Origin of the sequence: Acidovorax sp. M14, assembly GCF_049331375.1 — a bacterium.
Lineage (GTDB): Bacteria > Pseudomonadota > Gammaproteobacteria > Burkholderiales > Burkholderiaceae_C > Acidovorax.
The window spans coordinates 3,297,148-3,313,525 of sequence record NZ_CP186263.1 but is presented as its reverse complement, the minus strand read 5'-3'; the positions used below and the strand labels follow the sequence as shown (position 1 = coordinate 3,313,525).

Annotated in this window: 15 protein-coding genes; all 15 read right to left on the bottom strand. The window is 52.8% G+C overall.

Features of this window, described 5'->3' with window-relative positions; genetic code table 11:
- Positions 1-184: 184 nt before the first annotated feature.
- Positions 185-598, bottom strand: coding sequence for a hypothetical protein (locus tag ACOYR4_RS15475; RefSeq protein ID WP_422847225.1), 414 nt, complete (start codon positions 596-598; stop codon positions 185-187).
- A gap of 59 nt (positions 599-657) precedes the next feature.
- Complete coding sequence (locus tag ACOYR4_RS15470) at positions 658-2,052, bottom strand: hypothetical protein (protein ID WP_422847224.1); 1,395 nt, start codon at positions 2,050-2,052, stop codon at positions 658-660.
- Positions 2,053-2,481: 429 nt separating this feature from the next.
- Positions 2,482-4,557: a hypothetical protein gene (locus tag ACOYR4_RS15465; RefSeq protein ID WP_422847223.1), complete on the bottom strand. Its 2,076-nt coding sequence runs from the start codon at positions 4,555-4,557 to the stop codon at positions 2,482-2,484.
- Positions 4,557-4,895, bottom strand: a complete 339-nt coding sequence (locus tag ACOYR4_RS15460; RefSeq protein ID WP_422847222.1) for a hypothetical protein — start codon at positions 4,893-4,895, stop codon at positions 4,557-4,559. Before ACOYR4_RS15460 ends, ACOYR4_RS15465 begins: the two co-directional genes overlap by 1 nt.
- 48 nt (positions 4,896-4,943) lie before the next feature.
- On the bottom strand, positions 4,944-5,594 hold the full coding sequence (locus ACOYR4_RS15455; RefSeq protein WP_422847221.1) for a DUF4376 domain-containing protein: 651 nt from the start codon (positions 5,592-5,594) through the stop codon (positions 4,944-4,946).
- The gene (locus ACOYR4_RS15450) at positions 5,591-9,514 is read right to left on the bottom strand and encodes a host specificity protein J (protein ID WP_422847220.1); all 3,924 of its coding nucleotides are present in this window, start codon (positions 9,512-9,514) and stop codon (positions 5,591-5,593) included. Before ACOYR4_RS15450 ends, ACOYR4_RS15455 begins: the two co-directional genes overlap by 4 nt.
- The gene (locus ACOYR4_RS15445; RefSeq protein ID WP_422847219.1) at positions 9,507-10,106 is read right to left on the bottom strand and encodes a hypothetical protein; all 600 of its coding nucleotides are present in this window, start codon (positions 10,104-10,106) and stop codon (positions 9,507-9,509) included. Before ACOYR4_RS15445 ends, ACOYR4_RS15450 begins: the two co-directional genes overlap by 8 nt.
- Positions 10,103-10,819, bottom strand: coding sequence for an NlpC/P60 family protein (locus ACOYR4_RS15440; protein ID WP_422847218.1), 717 nt, complete (start codon positions 10,817-10,819; stop codon positions 10,103-10,105). The genes ACOYR4_RS15445 and ACOYR4_RS15440 overlap by 4 nt, the downstream gene beginning before the upstream one ends.
- Positions 10,816-11,346, bottom strand: a complete 531-nt coding sequence (locus ACOYR4_RS15435) for a hypothetical protein (protein WP_422847217.1) — start codon at positions 11,344-11,346, stop codon at positions 10,816-10,818. Before ACOYR4_RS15435 ends, ACOYR4_RS15440 begins: the two co-directional genes overlap by 4 nt.
- Positions 11,346-11,696 (bottom strand): hypothetical protein, encoded by a 351-nt coding sequence (locus ACOYR4_RS15430; RefSeq protein WP_422847216.1) that lies wholly within the window; start codon positions 11,694-11,696, stop codon positions 11,346-11,348. The genes ACOYR4_RS15435 and ACOYR4_RS15430 overlap by 1 nt, the downstream gene beginning before the upstream one ends.
- 40 nt (positions 11,697-11,736) lie before the next feature.
- On the bottom strand, positions 11,737-14,283 hold the full coding sequence (locus ACOYR4_RS15425; protein ID WP_422847215.1) for a phage tail tape measure C-terminal domain-containing protein: 2,547 nt from the start codon (positions 14,281-14,283) through the stop codon (positions 11,737-11,739).
- 2 nt (positions 14,284-14,285) lie between these two features.
- Positions 14,286-14,504: a hypothetical protein gene (locus ACOYR4_RS15420; RefSeq protein ID WP_422849675.1), complete on the bottom strand. Its 219-nt coding sequence runs from the start codon at positions 14,502-14,504 to the stop codon at positions 14,286-14,288.
- Between the two features lie 224 nt (positions 14,505-14,728).
- The gene (locus ACOYR4_RS15415; protein WP_422847214.1) at positions 14,729-15,115 is read right to left on the bottom strand and encodes a hypothetical protein; all 387 of its coding nucleotides are present in this window, start codon (positions 15,113-15,115) and stop codon (positions 14,729-14,731) included.
- On the bottom strand, positions 15,112-15,384 hold the full coding sequence (locus tag ACOYR4_RS15410; RefSeq protein ID WP_422847213.1) for a hypothetical protein: 273 nt from the start codon (positions 15,382-15,384) through the stop codon (positions 15,112-15,114). The genes ACOYR4_RS15415 and ACOYR4_RS15410 overlap by 4 nt, the downstream gene beginning before the upstream one ends.
- A 56-nt stretch (positions 15,385-15,440) precedes the next feature.
- Complete coding sequence (locus tag ACOYR4_RS15405) at positions 15,441-16,358, bottom strand: phage tail tube protein (protein ID WP_422847212.1); 918 nt, start codon at positions 16,356-16,358, stop codon at positions 15,441-15,443.
- Positions 16,359-16,378: the final 20 nt, after the last annotated feature.

The following is a 16,378-nucleotide window of genomic DNA, read 5'->3' as shown; positions in this document are numbered from 1 at the left end:
CTTTGACGCGCAATCTAGTCCATTGCTTTCAATCTTATTTATAAACCTGCTCTCGAAACGTCGAAATAGCAGACAACCAAGTCTAGCGATACCTGATTGGAAGTCAAAAAAGAACCCCAGTTGCCTGGGGTTCTCGCGTTTGTGAACAGCTTACGTGTGGCGGGACCATTCCAACCACACACAGCTATTTACCGATTACTCGAAATGTGGGGTCTCGTAGCAGTTTCCAGGGCGTGATACCCAGTTCCTCGCAGGCGGCTTTCCTACTGCTGTAAATCCTGCCCTGATACGCGATCTTGTGAATCTTGCGACGAACGCCCTTAGCTTGCTTTTGTTGTTCCACGGTGTGCAGTTCTGGAACCCATTTGTTCACGCTGGCACCGCGACGCAGTAGGTCACGGATTTCCAACTTGGCATCCTCCACGCTTAGAAGGGGTTTGTCCCTCTTGCTCATGGATTCAAAGTCCGGGGCTTTAGTGATGTTGTCAGCTTGATCTAGGGCTATCTTCCACGCCCTAGGGGTAAAGTCCTCGGGGTTGGCTTTGTCCAAATGGGCAGCAAGGCCCATGATGTGGTGGCTGGGTTTAGGTGTAGGCATGCGGCTATTTACTGGAAAAGGGGCCTAGGCCCCTTTACACATACCCGCAAAACCTCACATCAAGGGAAGGCCCAGAACAAAACCGGTGGTGGATTGCTTGGTGCGGGGGTGAAGCTGTATCCCAACGGCTCACTGTCGCCCGAAGCTGTCGTGTGAACAAACCAAAGTTTGTATGGTGGTTCACCTTCCATCCCATCTATCGCATTGAATGTCTGAACACCTGCACTGGTAACGGATTTGGATTCCCAAGCCATTGCGGCATAACCATTGCTTTTCTGCCCCAACTTGATCTGAGCAACTGACGGCGTATCCCCATCTGGAACTAACACGTAATAGATAGTTCCCGTACTGCTATCGGTAGTCACGAATGGGTATCTCGCATCGCTGTTGTAACCCGGAGCTGACAGTATTGCGACTGGTTCCCCACTCGCAACCAAGTAATGAACCTTCATTTGCACCAAGTCCAAGTTAATGGTTCTGGATGTTGCCCCTATGTTATAGCCCGTGGCAACCACACCAAACGTGGAATTGTTGACTGTGGCTGCATTAGGTTTGCCGTACTCACCAAAACCTCCCCAGTAAGTAGTTGCCCACCCGCTTGTTGACCCGCCCACAAATACAGTATTTGTGGTGGTTAGTTCTGGTGCAAACACATTTGAGCTTGATGCTATTGGGTTCGACACGTTACTTGCGTCAACTGCCAGATAGGCTTGTGTGAGTACGGCAGCATCGGCAACAGGCATCATGCCTTTTATCCTTACCTCGATACCATTAACTACTGCACCAGCGGGCAAGTTTGCATTGTAGTTGTATGTGAACGCAATCGCCCCCTTGCTTGCTCCAAGTGTGGTTGATGCGTAGCTGCCATCTTCGACCTTTAGGTTAGCATGGTTGGTGAATGTAGCGCCGTAACTGCCGTCTGCACCTGTGGAACCCGGGCTTAACCAACTTGTGGATTGCGCGATGTAGTTTTGCGGAGTATACGTTGCAAGAACGGGGGTACTATCGCCTCCACCATTTGACTGCAAGAACCAGAAGTAGTATTCAGTCCCTAGGGTTAGTCCGGTAACTGGTGAAAACGTGTTAGTTCCATCGCTTGTTACTGTTTTATTCTGGCTTGCTATTGCAGGTGTGCCATTGCTTCTCTGACCTGCTTTGATCTGTGCGACCGATGGGGTATCACCAAATGGCACTGCCACCATGTAAAGTGTTCCTGAACCAGTACCATAACTCACAGTTACCGAAGGCTCACAGCCTGTGTTTGACACATAGCCGACATTGGGATCATAGATAACTGGTTGCGGTATAGAAAGGATTTCTGTACTTACCGCAATAAACCCGGATGAAGAACCACCAATGTTTACGCTCCCGGCCGATACGCTGCTAATGACTGCATTCGTATCGTGTGAAGCCAGAGTACATACTGAGCCAACTCGAACTGATCTGTTCGTCATTCCGGGCGGTGCAGTGCCTGCTGATGTGGCGTTTGCGGACCTGTGACCCAAAAAGCTGGCGAACCAGGATGTACCTGTGCCACTTGCATTGCCTGGGTATGTGACAGTTGTAGTAGTCTCGGACGATGCACTAGACCCGTTTGCCTGTTGTGCTCCGCGATACACATGCAGGATCACACCGCTGGCATTGTTCCAACCCGTACAAGTATCTGAACTAGAGGTTGCGATCTTCCATCCGAGACGGTATGCGTTTGAGTTTGCACCGTAGAAGTTAACGTTGGTCCAGCCAGCGGGTAGGGAAGGGGCGGTAGCACTGCCATCCCGGTAAGCAAAGCAAACGAACAAATCACCTGCTTGGTGTGCTGGGGGAGTTACCCCCGTGGACTCCGCAGTAGCGGAGCCTATGAAACTAATAGCCATAGATTCCCCTTATGCGAAGTTAGTTGCGGCCATGCCGTAGAAGAACGTGCCGTCGTAATAGATCGAGATAATGTCAATCGCACCAGCGGCAGTTGACAACGTAGGCACGACACCACCGGGCCAGTAAACGCCACTATCCCAAGTTACGGTTCTGCCACCCGTACTGTCCTGGGTAAGAACAATCTTGTATGTGGTTCCAGCTACAGGGGTCGAGAATGAAATTGTGCAATTTGCATTCAGGGTCAACTTGTGGTTCTGGTTAGTTGTGAAGTTCAACTGTTTGGATGTACCAGAATTACCGTTTGCTAGTTGAGCAGCACCAAAGATTGGGCTGGTTTGTTTGCCTGTGAAAGTGTTCGCAACTAGCCCAGCTTTCAAATCCAATGCAGACTGAGTTGCAGTAGAGATTGGTTTCGAGGTATCGCTCGTATTGTCAACATTACCCAATCCAACCATTGACTTGGTAATCCCGCTGACCGTACCTGTGAAAGTAGGTGAGGCCAAGTTGGCTTTGAGGTTTAGCGCTGTCTGGGTAGCACTCGATACTGGCTTGCTGGCATCGCTGGTGTTGTCCACATTGCCAAGACCGATAGCTGTGCGGGCATCTGCAGCAGTAGCACCAGCGGCGATAACAGAGGGTTTGTCCGTGATGCCTGCCCAAGTGGTTGTACCTGCTTGGCCTGTATCGCCTGTGTCGCCCTTGTCCCCCTTGATACCTTGGATGCCCTGAATACCTTGAGGGCCTACATCACCGGCATCTCCCTTCGGTCCCTGAATACCTTGCAGTCCCTGTGGGCCGGTATCACCTGTATCTCCCTTATCGCCTTTCAGTCCTTGCGGTCCGGTATCACCCGTGTCACCCTTTAGACCTTGTGGTCCCTGGATGCCCTGAATGCCTTGCAACCCCTGTGGGCCTGTCAGATTGATGCCAGTGAATACCCACTCGCCAGCTTGCTTGTCCCAGACATTGCCGTTGAGTTGCATGTAGAGATCGTTGTCGGTCCCGCCAGCGTTGTTTGGTGCATCGGAACCGTAGAGCCAGTAGCTAGAGTCTCCGTCTTGGCCTGCTGGTCCTGGTTCACCTTGAACCCCTTGCGGGCCAGTAGCGCCTTTGGGGCCAACATCACCTGTGTCCCCTTTGTCGCCCTTGTCGCCTTTCAGACCTTGGATGCCTTGCAATCCCTGTGGACCTGTGTCACCGGTATCACCCTTGGGTCCGGTTGGGCCTTGAATACCCTGCGGTCCTGGTTCACCTTGTGGGCCGGTGGGACCAGCGGGACCAACGGGACCAACCTCACCTTGGATACCCTGAATCCCTTGTGGTCCAGGTTCTCCCTGTGCACCAGTTAGACCGATTGGACCTTGTGGACCCACATCACCCGTATCTCCCTTGTCACCGTTTGCACCAGTTGCGCCGGTCAAACCAATAGGCCCTTGCAAGCCCTGTGGGCCTGTATCGCCTGTATCTCCCTTGTCGCCCTTCAATCCCTGTATGCCTTGAGGGCCTGTATCACCCGTGTCGCCCTTGTCGCCCTTCAATCCCTGTGGACCCACGGGACCAACTTCACCCTGAATGCCTTGCGGGCCGGTATCACCTGTATCTCCCTTATCGCCTTTCAGTCCTTGCGGTCCGGTATCACCCGTATCTCCCTTGTCACCCTTTGGTCCTTGGATACCTTGCAACCCCTGTGGACCTTGTGGGCCAGTTTCCCCTTGGATACCCTGTGGGCCTTGAAGTCCTTCTTCGCCCTTAGCCCCGGTGGCTCCGGTTTCCCCGGTGTCACCTTTCAATCCTTGTGGGCCAACTGGGCCGACTTCGCCCTGGATACCTTGAATGCCTTGCGGTCCTTGTGGACCAGTCAAGCCGATTGGACCTTGAGGGCCAACATCACCTATGTCCCCTTTGTCGCCCTTGTCACCTTTGTCTCCCTGGATACCCTGCGGCCCTTGTGGACCCATGGGACCGATAGGCCCTTGCTCACCTGGGATACCCTGGATGCCTTGCTGACCTTGAGGTCCAACGATCCCGGTTGATACTTTTACAAGACGGGTTTCTTTTTGTTTTACTATGATCTTGTCGGCCATTATCTCGTTACTTCCCTGCTAATTGTTATTTTTCCTTGTGCAAATCTTTCCACGTAATTGGTTCCGGGCCAAACAACTTCCATGTCGTAAACCAGTTCGAGGCTTTCGCCAGCGAACTTGATTGCGGAAGTAATGTCAGCAGGGAAGTGAACTTGTAAAGTTGAACCCGTGATGGTTATCATGTCGGTTTCGTCACCGCTGATAACTGGACTCTTTGAGTCGTAGCTTGTTCGTGCTTGGAATCTGGCAGTGCAGCCAGTTAAGTCACTTGGATCGAAGTCGAATGACAAAAACTCGTCTGAGCCTTGGTCTATCGTAAAGTCGTTAGTATCGGCCATGAAAAATACCCCATGTAATGGGGTATTTATTCATTAGATGAAGCGCTATTAAGCAGCTCGAAACGGTATCAACTGAATAAATGGTTGAATTGTTTCCGGTACATAGCTGTTGATAACTTCAAGCTCAGTTGCTGAGTTGACTTCATCTTTGGCTTGCCATGATTCCGCGTATGCCTGCGAACCTCTGGCTGTAATTGCTATGCTTGCCCCTACCAACCAAGCCAAGTACGCGGCATCATCTTCAAAGGTGTGCATTGTGTTGTTGGCATCGCGCCATACCCGCAATTCAGGGGGGCAGGGGGTGCCTAGGGCAATTCGCTGATTAAGCTCCGTGATCTTGGCGCTGATGTTGCGCTGTGCTTTGGCGTCGGCATCCAGTACGACGCCTGCATAGTCCAAAGGGCTGTTGATCTTATCCTCTCGTCGTTGCTCGATTCTTTTGATTGCAGCGGCGCGGCACTTCTCCACGTTGAACACCCAGGATAGGGATTCCCAATCCCAATCATGGTATGGGGTAGGCATCAAAGGCTTTTCTACTAGTTCACCTTCGTGAACATAATAGAGTTGGCTGTTGATTGAATCACCCACAACATACGGTAATGGTTCGGCAACTTCTGGATAGTTGCCTTCCGTATCGCTGTATTGAAGCGCGCTGTAAAGTATTTCTCCTTTCTCGGAGTAGTGGTGAATTGTTCTCATCTCTTGAATCCCATAAGTTTGCCTGATCGGTATGTGATACTACCGCCAGGGAATGTTCTTGCTCCGTTATAACTTCTGCCTGTTGGTAGGAACTGAATCGTGTATGTGGCTGGACCCGCTGGCGGGGTGTAAACCCACTCCAAAAAGCCATTTGTGAAATCGGAAAAGATTTGCGATCCGTCGCGGAAAATCTGAACTGCAACGTCCTTACTCACGGTCGAATAGCTAAATGCTTCGCCCTGATTTTCCGAAGTTACCGAAGTGCTGTCACACATAATTCCGAAGTAGATCGGGTATCCTTGCGTGTCGTAGTTATAGAAATAGAGTTGCCCACTCCAGGAAATTGAATTTGCAGGAACGTTTACTTGGTTACCCGCAGAAGAAAATGCCATGGATGAAACTGCGCCGCCCTGAATGTTGGATGTACCAATTACATTCAAGGTTGTGATAGTTAGGCTGTTATTCGTAAGCCTGAATCCACTCGACTCCAACAAGAACTCGCCATTGCTGTGCATGCGCAATTCGCTGACTCCGTTCTTGAAGTTCACGTAGTTGGACCCGTTGTTGACGGTGGCGCCCATGATGAAACCCCATTGCCCGTCCGCGTAGGTCTTGTTCTGGGTTCTCAGCATGGATGGCGTTGAGCTGGACACCATGTTGAGTTGGTTAACGAACGCCGTCAGAGTGTTCGATGTGCTGGAGTTCACCGTGTTGGCGTTGACCGTGAAGCCTTCCAGAATGCCGACCCTGGCATTGTTGATGAACGCGTAATCGGTAGCCAGTGAGTACGTATCAATCTGACCCGCTGTGAGTTGGCCGAAGATCGCATTCGCGGGGATCTGCTGCGCAACCCAAGAGCTGCCGTTCCACGCATAGAACCTGGCAGGGGACACACTGGTGTTCCAGAACAGATCACCAACCACGTTGTTCGTGAGCGCGTTCATTTGCGCGGTTGTGCCGCCCTTTATCGCAGTGCGTTGCCACGCCGTACCGTTCCAGCGGAAGATGGAACCCAAGTCCGTGCGGAAGAACTCCTGGCCCAGTGTTGGGCTCGCGGGGAACGCCGTGCCACCTGGAAGACCTGGAGCGCTGCTCACAGCCGTGGCTTCGTACTGGCCGGACACATTCAACCCCGTGCCTGTGTCGTTCTTGCCGAAGCTGTCGTATGCCGCAACCCTGAAGTAATAGGTCTTGCCCACCTCCGCGTCCACCATGTTGTAGACGCTGGAGCGCCCCTCAAACTTCTTTGTGGCGCTGCTGAGAGGGAACCCCGATGTGTCCGATGCCCAGACGATCAAGCCTTCGAAATCGGCATCAGACGGGAACGTGCAACTCAGCTGCAGACCGAAGATCGTGCCTTGAGCCACGATGTTGTTGGGTACTGCTGGAGCTGGATTCGTGAAGGTGGCCGTGGCCGCCGCACTCGTCTTGTTGTTGGTGTCGCGGCAGCGAACTTCAACGATCAAACTGCGTTGTGGAACACCGCCGTTATCCGAGCTGTTCTGGCTGTATGTGTACGTGTAGGTTTGCGTGTTGTTGGCTTCGACCGCTGGCACATACAAGGTATTGACCACTGCCGAGGTGGTTGGGTTCTTGATGATTACCTGGAAGTCACGCAGGACTGCGGGAATCGAGCCGTTGCCAACTGGATTGGTCCACTCAAATTTGAGGTCACGACCAACGAACTGGGTACCGCCACCCGGCAATACGCGCAGGTTCGTGGGAGCTAGGAAAGGAGAGCCGCCACCGCTCGTGGTGTCGATGGTGTAAGTGCTGTCTTTGCCCACACTGCGGATCGAGTTGCCCTTGGGGCCAATGCCGTATGCCCATACCGTGACTTCGACGGTTCCCGCAGCGATGTTCGCAATCGTGTACGTGGGTTCGTCCAGTGGATCGATAACCGTGTAGCTGCCCTTGTTGACGCGCCAGCGAAGCATGTAGCCATTGGAGGTGCCGCGAGTTGGAGGGGTCCAACTGATCGACAGATTGCGGCGAATGGAACCATCAGTTAGCTCCGCACCTTCGCGAAAAACGATGTTGTCTACTGGCCCGATAGTTGAGTTGTCAGGGTCGTATGTGGGCGGCGTTTCGACCAGTGCGCCACCTTCAATGCGTGCCCATTTGTTGGGGTCGTATTCAACCGCGTCAATGTCGAACAGATTCAAGCTCTTTTGCTTGAGGCTGGTGATGCGGAACAGGCGAGGGTAAACGTCTGCTTTGACAATGAAGGTTGCCTGTTCGCTCACTGCGCCCAAGGGCGAATCCACGGTGATGACGTTGTACGTGCCTGGGCTGCTGGTGATGTTGCGGGTCAGCACGGTTCCATCAGCCGCTGGAATGTCGATCTTGCTGTTTGGAACAACGGTAACGTCGCGGTCCAATGTGATCGCTGTGCCGGATACGCTGTTGATGCGGCCCGAGTTCTGGCGTCCGCTGTAGTGCGGTGTCATGACCTCCACAACGTCATAAGCGCGCAGGTGGTACGCCTCGACACCCATAGACCAGTGTGCGATGGCTTTCTGGTGTTCTTGTGTGTCCAGCAAGTAACGAGCTTCGCGGTCAGCTTGGCCTTCGCTGGTTACCCCAAACAAGTCCATCTTCAGAGGGTTGTAGTTGAACTCCTCCAACACGGCTTCGCTTGCCGAGCGGTCGATGAAATCAACCTTGTAATCTTTGTCCTTGTTGTTGAACCGCAGATTGACTTCTGTGTGTCGGTCAGACAAACCCGAGCTTTCCTCCCAGAAAGAGCCTTCGACGATGTTGGCCTGTGTGATGACCGCCTTTGTGGAAGCTGGTCGATCTTGGTTGATAACCAACTGAGCATTGTGTGAAGTGAAGTTGGCGTGGTACACGCTCAAAATGCGCTGCAGCCAGACTACCGGATGGTCCGGGCTATCGAGTACGCAGTTCAACGTGAAGCGTGGCTCTGTGATCGTCACATCCTCGCCATCGACCTTCTTGGTGTAGTCAACGAGCTGGTCGCAGTAGACGGCAGTGTTGTAGATTTCTCCCAGGTTTATGTCAGGGTCGGAGAGGTATTGCCCCAGGCCCCATCTGGCGTTTGTCAGCAACTCCAGCGTGCACCATGCAGGGTTGTTTGTGTACTCGTACTTGAACGAGTAGTCCCACATCCCCGTGTAGGTCTTCGCGTCGGCGTCGTAGTTGGTTGGCACTCTGCAAAGCAGACCGCGAACGCGGTATCTGCGCACTGGATAGGCGCCTCCGTCCATTGTTGATGCATCGAACGTCATACCCACAATCGCGCTGTTGGGGTATGTCACGCTTTCATCAACGATCTCGGTGTAACGAGCTAGCGCGAAGTCGTTTAATTGTTCGCCGCTGACCGATGGTGGGGACAAGCGGGAAGTACGGAATTCGAATGCGCCGGAATGCGGGTTCTCAATTCGGTAGCTTCTCTCGTAAGGACCAAAGATGGTGCCCGTGATTTCCTCGTCCCTTGCATTCAGCCAAGGCCCACTTCCCAGAGCGCGAGTCTCGATACGGAACTGGACTTTGCCTTCCTTGGTGCCTTTCTCTGACCACAACCCTTGGGGCAGTTGAATCGTGATGCGAATCGCATCTACAGTTGGTTCTGTGATAGCACGAATGACTGGGTTGGCATTCGTGACAGCCACGCCTACTTGAACTTCGTTCTCGGTAGCTTCAAAGCCAGTAATCAAGTCCTGGCTGGGGAGCCCTGCGCGGTCTTCGTACGTAACCTCTGTGAAGTTCCAAGTGTCGTCACTTGACTGCAGTGGCGTATCGTTGAATCGAACCCCCTTTGCACCGCCCACCACGCCCTCAATTGGTCCCTCACTCAAAAGGTCTAGGAATCGACCAATAACGGTTGAACGAAGGGTTTGTTTTGCTTGCTGCGGAGCAGAGTTTCCTTTCTTTTTGTTGAGTGTTGTCTTATTCATTTAGGGGCATTTCCTCTGCGTAGGTGCCGAAGTTGATTAGCGTCGAAGACACTTCGGTTTCGCCAAAGATGACGGGTACAACACCGCCTTCTTCAACGTAGTTGGGTGCGTTAGTCAGCAAGTGCGAATCGCGTTTCTCGTTGGGAGATGCGCTTTTGGGTTTGGGAGAAAGCGCATTCAAGACCGCACCCGCGACAGCGCTGATTGCGAAGCTAACGACTGCTGCGGCAACCCAATTGGCGATCATCACGCCGGTTGCACCCACGGCAGCGGCGAAGTTCACGCCGCCGATGGAAGACACCAGCCACGCGCCGATACTCACGGGATCGTTAACGACTGCTCTGGGGACGATGTGGACTTCCTCGGCATCGCCAAAAGGCATCATCAGGAACTGTTCTTCCATTTGCTGAATACGGTCACCCGTGCGCAAGATGATTGCCACATGGCCCTGATCCCTGAAGTCGCGTTCCCAGCCTGGATGCACAAACTCCCAGGCATCAAACATTTGGCGAAGATCAGCGACATGCATGCAGAGCGGAGCGCTGCCGTATTTCTCTGCCAGTTCGCCGTGCACGAATAGTTTTCTTTTCATTTTTGTTTTCCGTATCTGACGACTTTCACAACGAACTTGTCCCATGCGCCCATCAAGTCGTCATACCCGCTTAGGTGGCGTGCTTTAGGTGCGTGAAGCTGTTGGAGAATCTTGTTGTTGCCCACGTAGACTGCGGCGTGATGCATGTGGGGTCCGGCGATCCGCATGAGCAGAACGTCACCCTTTTGCAGATCGCGCCTGTCAACTTCATAGAAGCCGGCCTTGTCCACGATCTGCGAGTAGAGGTCTTTGTGGGCTTCGCCGGGTTTCCAGTCATGGTCCCTTGCGAAATCGGGGATGCGAATACCGCGCTCCAGCCAGTACCAATCCCGCACGATGGAGCCGCAGTCGTGGTATCCGTAGATGAACTCGCGGCCAACGAGCGGGGCAGGGTTGTTTTCATCGAGCCAGCGAATCTCACTGACCGCTTCGCCGTCCGTGGCGATGATTCCGAAAACCACCTTCAATTTGCGCCATGCATCGCAATCCGCCAAGCTGGGTTGGTTACCTGATTTGGGGTGGCTGTGGATCAGGGCTTGAACCTGATACTTGACGAAAACTGACTCATCGAATGAACCGCTTTCCGTGGGATTCGCATGCGTGTTCTTCAAGCGCTTGTACTTGCCGTCTACGATGATCCCCACGCATTCCTCTGGATAGCACTCCAGAGCGTGCTTCTCGATGGCGCGTTGCGTAGCTGCGGTGATCTTCATAGACGCTGCCCCTTGCCAGCACCTGGAAAGCCACGTGATCGCAGAATCCTTCGTCTTGGTATCGTGAGATTGGGTAGCTCAAACGGCAGGATGCATCGCCAGCTAATGTGCGTATCGCTGTGATGGGTCTTGCGTTCAATGACGAAGGTTGCCGGTTCACTCGCCTTCGTGCTGTCTGGCTGAGAGCCGTTGTCCAAGTTCTTGGCGAAGATCAAATAGCGCAGAACTTTGGCGCCCACAAGATCACCCGTTGACTGCACGATGTCGAACAAGTCTTTGTTGATGTTGCTGACGGTCAGGGTTGGAGTGGGTAAGAGTCCATCTACGTTCTCTTCCCATCCGTCCGTTTGCATGGGCAAACTGATAACCGTTTTGCCCTTGAACATGATGGCTGTTTGGCCTGCAGGTGGTGGGTTGCCCGTGATGTAAAAGAACTCACCTCCTTTGTTCGTGGCGTCGATTGCGATGATCTCGATCAGTGGGTCATCGATGTGCAGTTTCTGCAGCTCACTAATTGGTAATGGCATCAGAAGTCCTGCGTAAGTTCGAATGAAATGTTCGCAAGGTCACCACTCGCGTAGCTGAGCGAATAGCCGCTCACCACGTACCACTTCAAAGGGTTTGACTGGTTGAGGTCTTGGTGATCGAACAACAGGTAATCCCATCCACCGACTGCATCGAGTGCACCGAGGATGGCTGCTGTTTCCGTGGCGTTCATCCCCTCGTAGCGGATGCTCGCTTGCCAGTACTCGGAGTTGATTCCGGCTGGCATTCGTTGGCTGTACTGATCCTCAAACTTGGTGGTCTTCGTGTTGAAGACCTTCTTGAAAGTCGAGGACTGTGAAACTTGGTCAGGGTATGGCAGTGATTGCGGCATGAAATACGGTCCTGTAATGAACCGTATTTATGGGAATCACTTAGCGGTACAGTGGCCCGCGAACTCTCTGCTGATTGCCAATTTCAGAGCGAACAATCTGCAGAATCTGGTCGCGTTGTTGGGACTGCATTTCACGCAGTTGATTGACCGTGTCCTTGTCTGCGTTGCCAGAAATGTTCACGCTCATGTCAAAGTGCAAAGCGGGTGCGGCCCCGCCACCAACTGCCTGAACGCCCAGCTTGCCGTTGCTCATTCTGGTGAGAGGCATGATCGCTTCTGCGCCAGCTTCTCCGGCCAGACCCGTATTGCCATTTGCCATCGGGAAAGTGGTTGGAGTTGTGAGAACGCCACCAGTAGCAAATGGGATCACGTTGCCCCCACTGAACACGTTGCCGCGTGCGGATGGTGTGACCGGTGTGGACTTGGCTCCAAAGAAGCTGCCTATGCCGTTCATGATGAACTTGGAGATCCAGCTCGATGCCATCTTGATACCAATGTTCGCCAGATCAGCTAGAACGGATGAAGCAAACGCCCTGAAGGAGAAGGTACCGTTTTTAGCCATGTTGGAAAACGCATTGCCGATTGAACTTGCCACGCCGGTTCCAATTTCGCGCATGTTTTCATACGTGCTCTTGAAGGTGCCCGCGTAGTCCTTCAAGCCGTCTGTAAGACCTGCATACCAGTCGTCGTTGGCCGCTGTGATGCGGCTTTCTGCCTGTTGTCTGGCATCCGTGCGAGTGCTGGCCCTCGCGGTAGCCGCGTCGAGTTCGGCTTGGGCAGCGCCTTTCTTTTTCAGCTCAAGTAGTTCCTTTTCCAGATCGATTTGAATCTGGCGCAAGTCGTTTTCCAGTGTGATCTGTTGGCGCGACATGCCGCGTTGTGCAATCTCGCGGTCAATCGCTTGAATGCGTTCGCTGGCTTGCTTGGTGAACTGCTCTGAAATAACAGCGCGTTCAGCGGCGTTCTTGCGGGCATCTTCTGCGGCCTTGTTTTCTTCCTCACGCTGCTTGAAGAAGAATTCTTGAATCGCCTTTTCTTCGCTGCGACGGAACGCGGCACGCTCCTGAGCGATGCGCATTGCCTCCTTGTACTCGCCAGTTTGTGTCGGGTCTTTGTCCTTGCCGTCTTTTCCGTCCTTGCCGCCAATACCTGAGTTACCTACTTTGTTCTCAGTGGCGGCATTGCCAGCTAGGGCGACTCGCTTTGCATCAGCTTCACTCCGCGTGGCGGCTTCGTAGAGGCGACTAGCTTCACGGAGTCGTTCTTGAGCGCTCGCAAGTCTGGCTCTTTCCGCTTGCAGAGCAGCGGCGCCGCCAGCAGTCGATCCATACTCGCTGTTCTCCAGCTTGGAAATTGCAGTGGACGATGCGTTAACGTCGGCCCTCGCCTTTGCCATAGCATCCCCGCTCAGTTCACTGGCGGTGCTATTGCCTGTGAATCTGCGGATGATCCCGGCAGCGGTTTCGGCAACCGAAACCATCTTGCCCAAGAGCTTGTCCAAGTAGGGCAGAACGGCTGTGCCAATGCTGTTGGCCATGCCGGTGAAAGCGCCTTTCAGCCCATCGATCTTGTCCATGAAGTCGCCGCTTTGCTTTGCCAGCGACGTACTCATGAGCTGGCCGGTCTTCTTCATGGTGTCGTACATGGCCGATTGCTTTTCGTCGGCCTCGACCACAGAAGTCTTGAGCTTGTTGTAGTTGGAGCCCAATGCAGCCAAGCCCAAGGCCTGACCCTTCGCTGCGTCTTCGTGATTGGCCGCAGCCTTCACAACTTCGCGCATCAACTCAATGTGGGTTTTCTGTTGGCCGTTGGCGTCTTTTGTAGATACGCCCAGCTCCTTGATCGCCTTGGCTACCTTGCCGCTTTCTTCGTCCTGCTTTGCCAGCTTGGTTGCCAGATCAGTTGCTGCCTGGTTCCACGCATCGAAGGAACTGCCGCCCTCGGCAGCGAGTTTGGTAAGTAGGCTTATGCGCTCCGCAGAAATGCCGGTTTCGTTGGATAGGTCATCTATTGCGGCTGCGGCTGCTGCAACCTGCAGCGTGATCGCAGTGGCCGCACCCGCAAGGGCGAGGCCACCAATGACTGCCGCCCCCGTGGTGACCGTCAAAGCCGCCAAAATGCCCGTAGTAGAGCCTGCCACGGGCCCTAGGCCACGAAGGGCACCTGTTGCTGATGCGATGCCGTCGGTAGCCCCTGCGCTGCCTGTAGCGACGCCAGATAGATTGCTGCCCAGCCCCTTCAAGTTCTCACTGAGATCACGCAGCGTGTCCTTGAACGAAACGTTCTTTTTCTCGGCATCTGCGATCTTGGCGATGTGCCCACTAAGGGCGTCACTTAGACCCAGCGTGGCGGCCTTGGAAGCCAGGATTTCACTTCGGGTTTTGCCCTGGTTTTCTGCTAGCTCCTTGACCTTCTTGGAGAACTTCTCAGCCTCTGTCGCAGCTCGCTTTTGCGCCTCTGTTGCATTCCGGGTTTCATCACCGAAGCTCTTGGTTTTATCAACCAGTTTGTCGTATTCCTGGGCCGCCTTTCTGACCTGTGAAGCATCCGCAGTAAAGCGGAGTTCGGCAATTGTGCTAAACGTCATCTCTAAACCTCTTTTTTATCTCGTCCTTTCTGGTCCTCAGTGAACCTGTTCATTTCCGTATAGGTTTGCTGAATCCACGCTCTATCAATTGCCAGAATCGTTTGCAATTCCCAGCGACTTACTTCATTGCCTATTCGTTCAACTACATCCAACCACGCCTTTAATTCTGTAAAGGAAATTGGTTCAGGTCCGTTAAAGCCATTAGCTTGCTGGTTCCTGATTTCCCAATACAGATAAAGTGGTCTCCTGCATTGCTCTGGAACAATGTGTGTTTGAACTGGTAGAGCAGGGCGGTATTTGGTGCTTCGCTTGTAGTACCCATCTTCTTCCTGCTCTCCCCATTCCTTTCCCCTAGTAATGGTCAGAATGCTATTTCTTACCGAACCATGTTTATGGGGGTAATCGAGAGCAATCCGCTTCTGAACTTCAAGGCATAGCTGTTGTGTTACTCGGGAAAAAAATTTGCACGTTCACTAGCGAAGGCTTCAACTTGTTCTGCATACGGCGCATAATTAAATTTTGAAAACTTATCGAAAACCGCTTCTGGTGTGCACAGACCCAAGGCTGGATGCCAGTCAGTAATCAGTGCTGACAAGAAGTGGGCGCGTTCTATCAGTCCATAGCCGGGCTCGTTTGCTTGCTCACCAAGTTCCTTCTTTCGCTTTGTATTCTCCAGCGATGCTTTGAAAAATTGCTCGGTATCAAGACCAACCAGCTTCACCCAGATTGGTTTCTTCTTATCATCCAGCAATGGCTTGTCCGTAGCAGGGTTCTTGAGTTCGCAAACTGCTGGTTGAGGCAGGAACTGGTCGAATGAAAATAGTGTTGTCATGTTTTACTTCTTATAATTTCGTCCGCAATGTCCTGAGATTCCTCTAATGTGATTCTCAACATTCCTTGCGGAGCTTGTTGTGAGTGTCCTTCCTCCAAACGAACGATGTAATCAACATTGTTCGTAATGGTCAGATCATCTGTATTTACGTCCATGACATACTGGCTCTGAGCATAGCCAGTCTTCACTGGCGTTCTGCGTTCCAGTCTGCTTTTGAATTCCGTGCCAAATTTTTGGAGGAATTCGTTTACATAGTCTTCGCATTTCATTTTGATAGTCCATTAAAAAGGGAGCCGTAGCTCCCTTGGTTTAGTGCTTAAAAAGATTACTGGTAGTCACGAGTAATTGTGAATACGCTTTCATCGGTTTCATCGTAAAGAGCTTCGAATGTGAAGCTCTCATCCAGAACACCATCTGTATTACCTGGAAGGCTACGACTCATGAGCAGCGCCTTAGGGATACGGTGTGTGTGCTTCTTGGTGCCGTCGCCGCTGACGAAATCAATCTCCAGCTCGACGGGCGTGTTATTGATCCATTTCTGAGTCAATGTCAGGTTCTCAAAGGTGGCGCTAAAGCTACCTGTGACAGCAACCATGCCAGCAGTAATACCACGAGCGGTATTGCGGAACATGGCCATCTTGGCGGCCAGGGCGTCGTCGATAGAGTGGTTGAAGTTGGTGATGTACCCAACTACCACGCCGTCGATGCGCATAACGCCCTGCCCTTGATAGAAGGGCTCAATGTTTGGTGCATTTGTTGGAGTGCCAGGACTGACTGTGCTCACTTGGCCGTCGATGCCCACGTAGTCGATGTTGAGCGTGGTGTAGTCAGCTTCGCCGTTTGTGAATTCGGCTCTCGCGGCTTGCATACCGATTGAAGTCTGGTAGCTGACTGGCGTTTGGTCTTCCTGAGCCACTACGAACGTGGTTGAGAACTCCTTGACACCGATCTTCAACACGTCATTCACCCAGTCACTGCGCATAACGGTGGACAGGTAGTAGTCGTGAACCTCTGGCGCGTATTCAACGCTCAGCTTGGCGCTTGCTGACTTGTTACCAGAACGGGACCAGCGAAGCATGCGGTCTGCTTGGCGCGCCTTACTTCTCACTTGCTCGGTTGTTACGTCGTTTGTGAACTCGATTGTCGGGATGCTGATAAACGCTGGCGATGCGTTAACTGTTCCTGGGACTGTTTCTGCGCAATAAGAAACTCTCGTATTTGCGCCGCTTGATAGTTTTGCCATTTTTTAACCTCAATAGTTAT

Excerpts from the sequence above, each read along its gene's own strand:
- ACOYR4_RS15470 (WP_422847224.1), bottom strand. The coding sequence starts at position 2,052 with ATGACGAACAGATCAGTTCGAGTTGGCTCAGTATGTACTCTGGCTTCA.
- ACOYR4_RS15410 (WP_422847213.1), bottom strand. The coding sequence starts at position 15,384 with ATGAAATGCGAAGACTATGTAAACGAATTCCTCCAAAAATTTGGCACG.
- ACOYR4_RS15445 (WP_422847219.1), bottom strand. The coding sequence starts at position 10,106 with ATGAAAAGAAAACTATTCGTGCACGGCGAACTGGCAGAGAAATACGGC.
- ACOYR4_RS15405 (WP_422847212.1), bottom strand. The coding sequence starts at position 16,358 with ATGGCAAAACTATCAAGCGGCGCAAATACGAGAGTTTCTTATTGCGCA.
- ACOYR4_RS15475 (WP_422847225.1), bottom strand. The coding sequence starts at position 598 with ATGCCTACACCTAAACCCAGCCACCACATCATGGGCCTTGCTGCCCAT.
- ACOYR4_RS15440 (WP_422847218.1), bottom strand. The coding sequence starts at position 10,819 with ATGAAGATCACCGCAGCTACGCAACGCGCCATCGAGAAGCACGCTCTG.
- ACOYR4_RS15415 (WP_422847214.1), bottom strand. The coding sequence starts at position 15,115 with ATGACAACACTATTTTCATTCGACCAGTTCCTGCCTCAACCAGCAGTT.
- ACOYR4_RS15455 (WP_422847221.1), bottom strand. The coding sequence starts at position 5,594 with ATGAGAACAATTCACCACTACTCCGAGAAAGGAGAAATACTTTACAGC.
- ACOYR4_RS15435 (WP_422847217.1), bottom strand. The coding sequence starts at position 11,346 with ATGCCATTACCAATTAGTGAGCTGCAGAAACTGCACATCGATGACCCA.
- ACOYR4_RS15460 (WP_422847222.1), bottom strand. The coding sequence starts at position 4,895 with ATGGCCGATACTAACGACTTTACGATAGACCAAGGCTCAGACGAGTTT.
- ACOYR4_RS15425 (WP_422847215.1), bottom strand. The coding sequence starts at position 14,283 with ATGACGTTTAGCACAATTGCCGAACTCCGCTTTACTGCGGATGCTTCA.
- ACOYR4_RS15450 (WP_422847220.1), bottom strand. The coding sequence starts at position 9,514 with ATGAATAAGACAACACTCAACAAAAAGAAAGGAAACTCTGCTCCGCAG.
- ACOYR4_RS15465 (WP_422847223.1), bottom strand. The coding sequence starts at position 4,557 with ATGGCCGACAAGATCATAGTAAAACAAAAAGAAACCCGTCTTGTAAAA.
- ACOYR4_RS15430 (WP_422847216.1), bottom strand. The coding sequence starts at position 11,696 with ATGCCGCAATCACTGCCATACCCTGACCAAGTTTCACAGTCCTCGACT.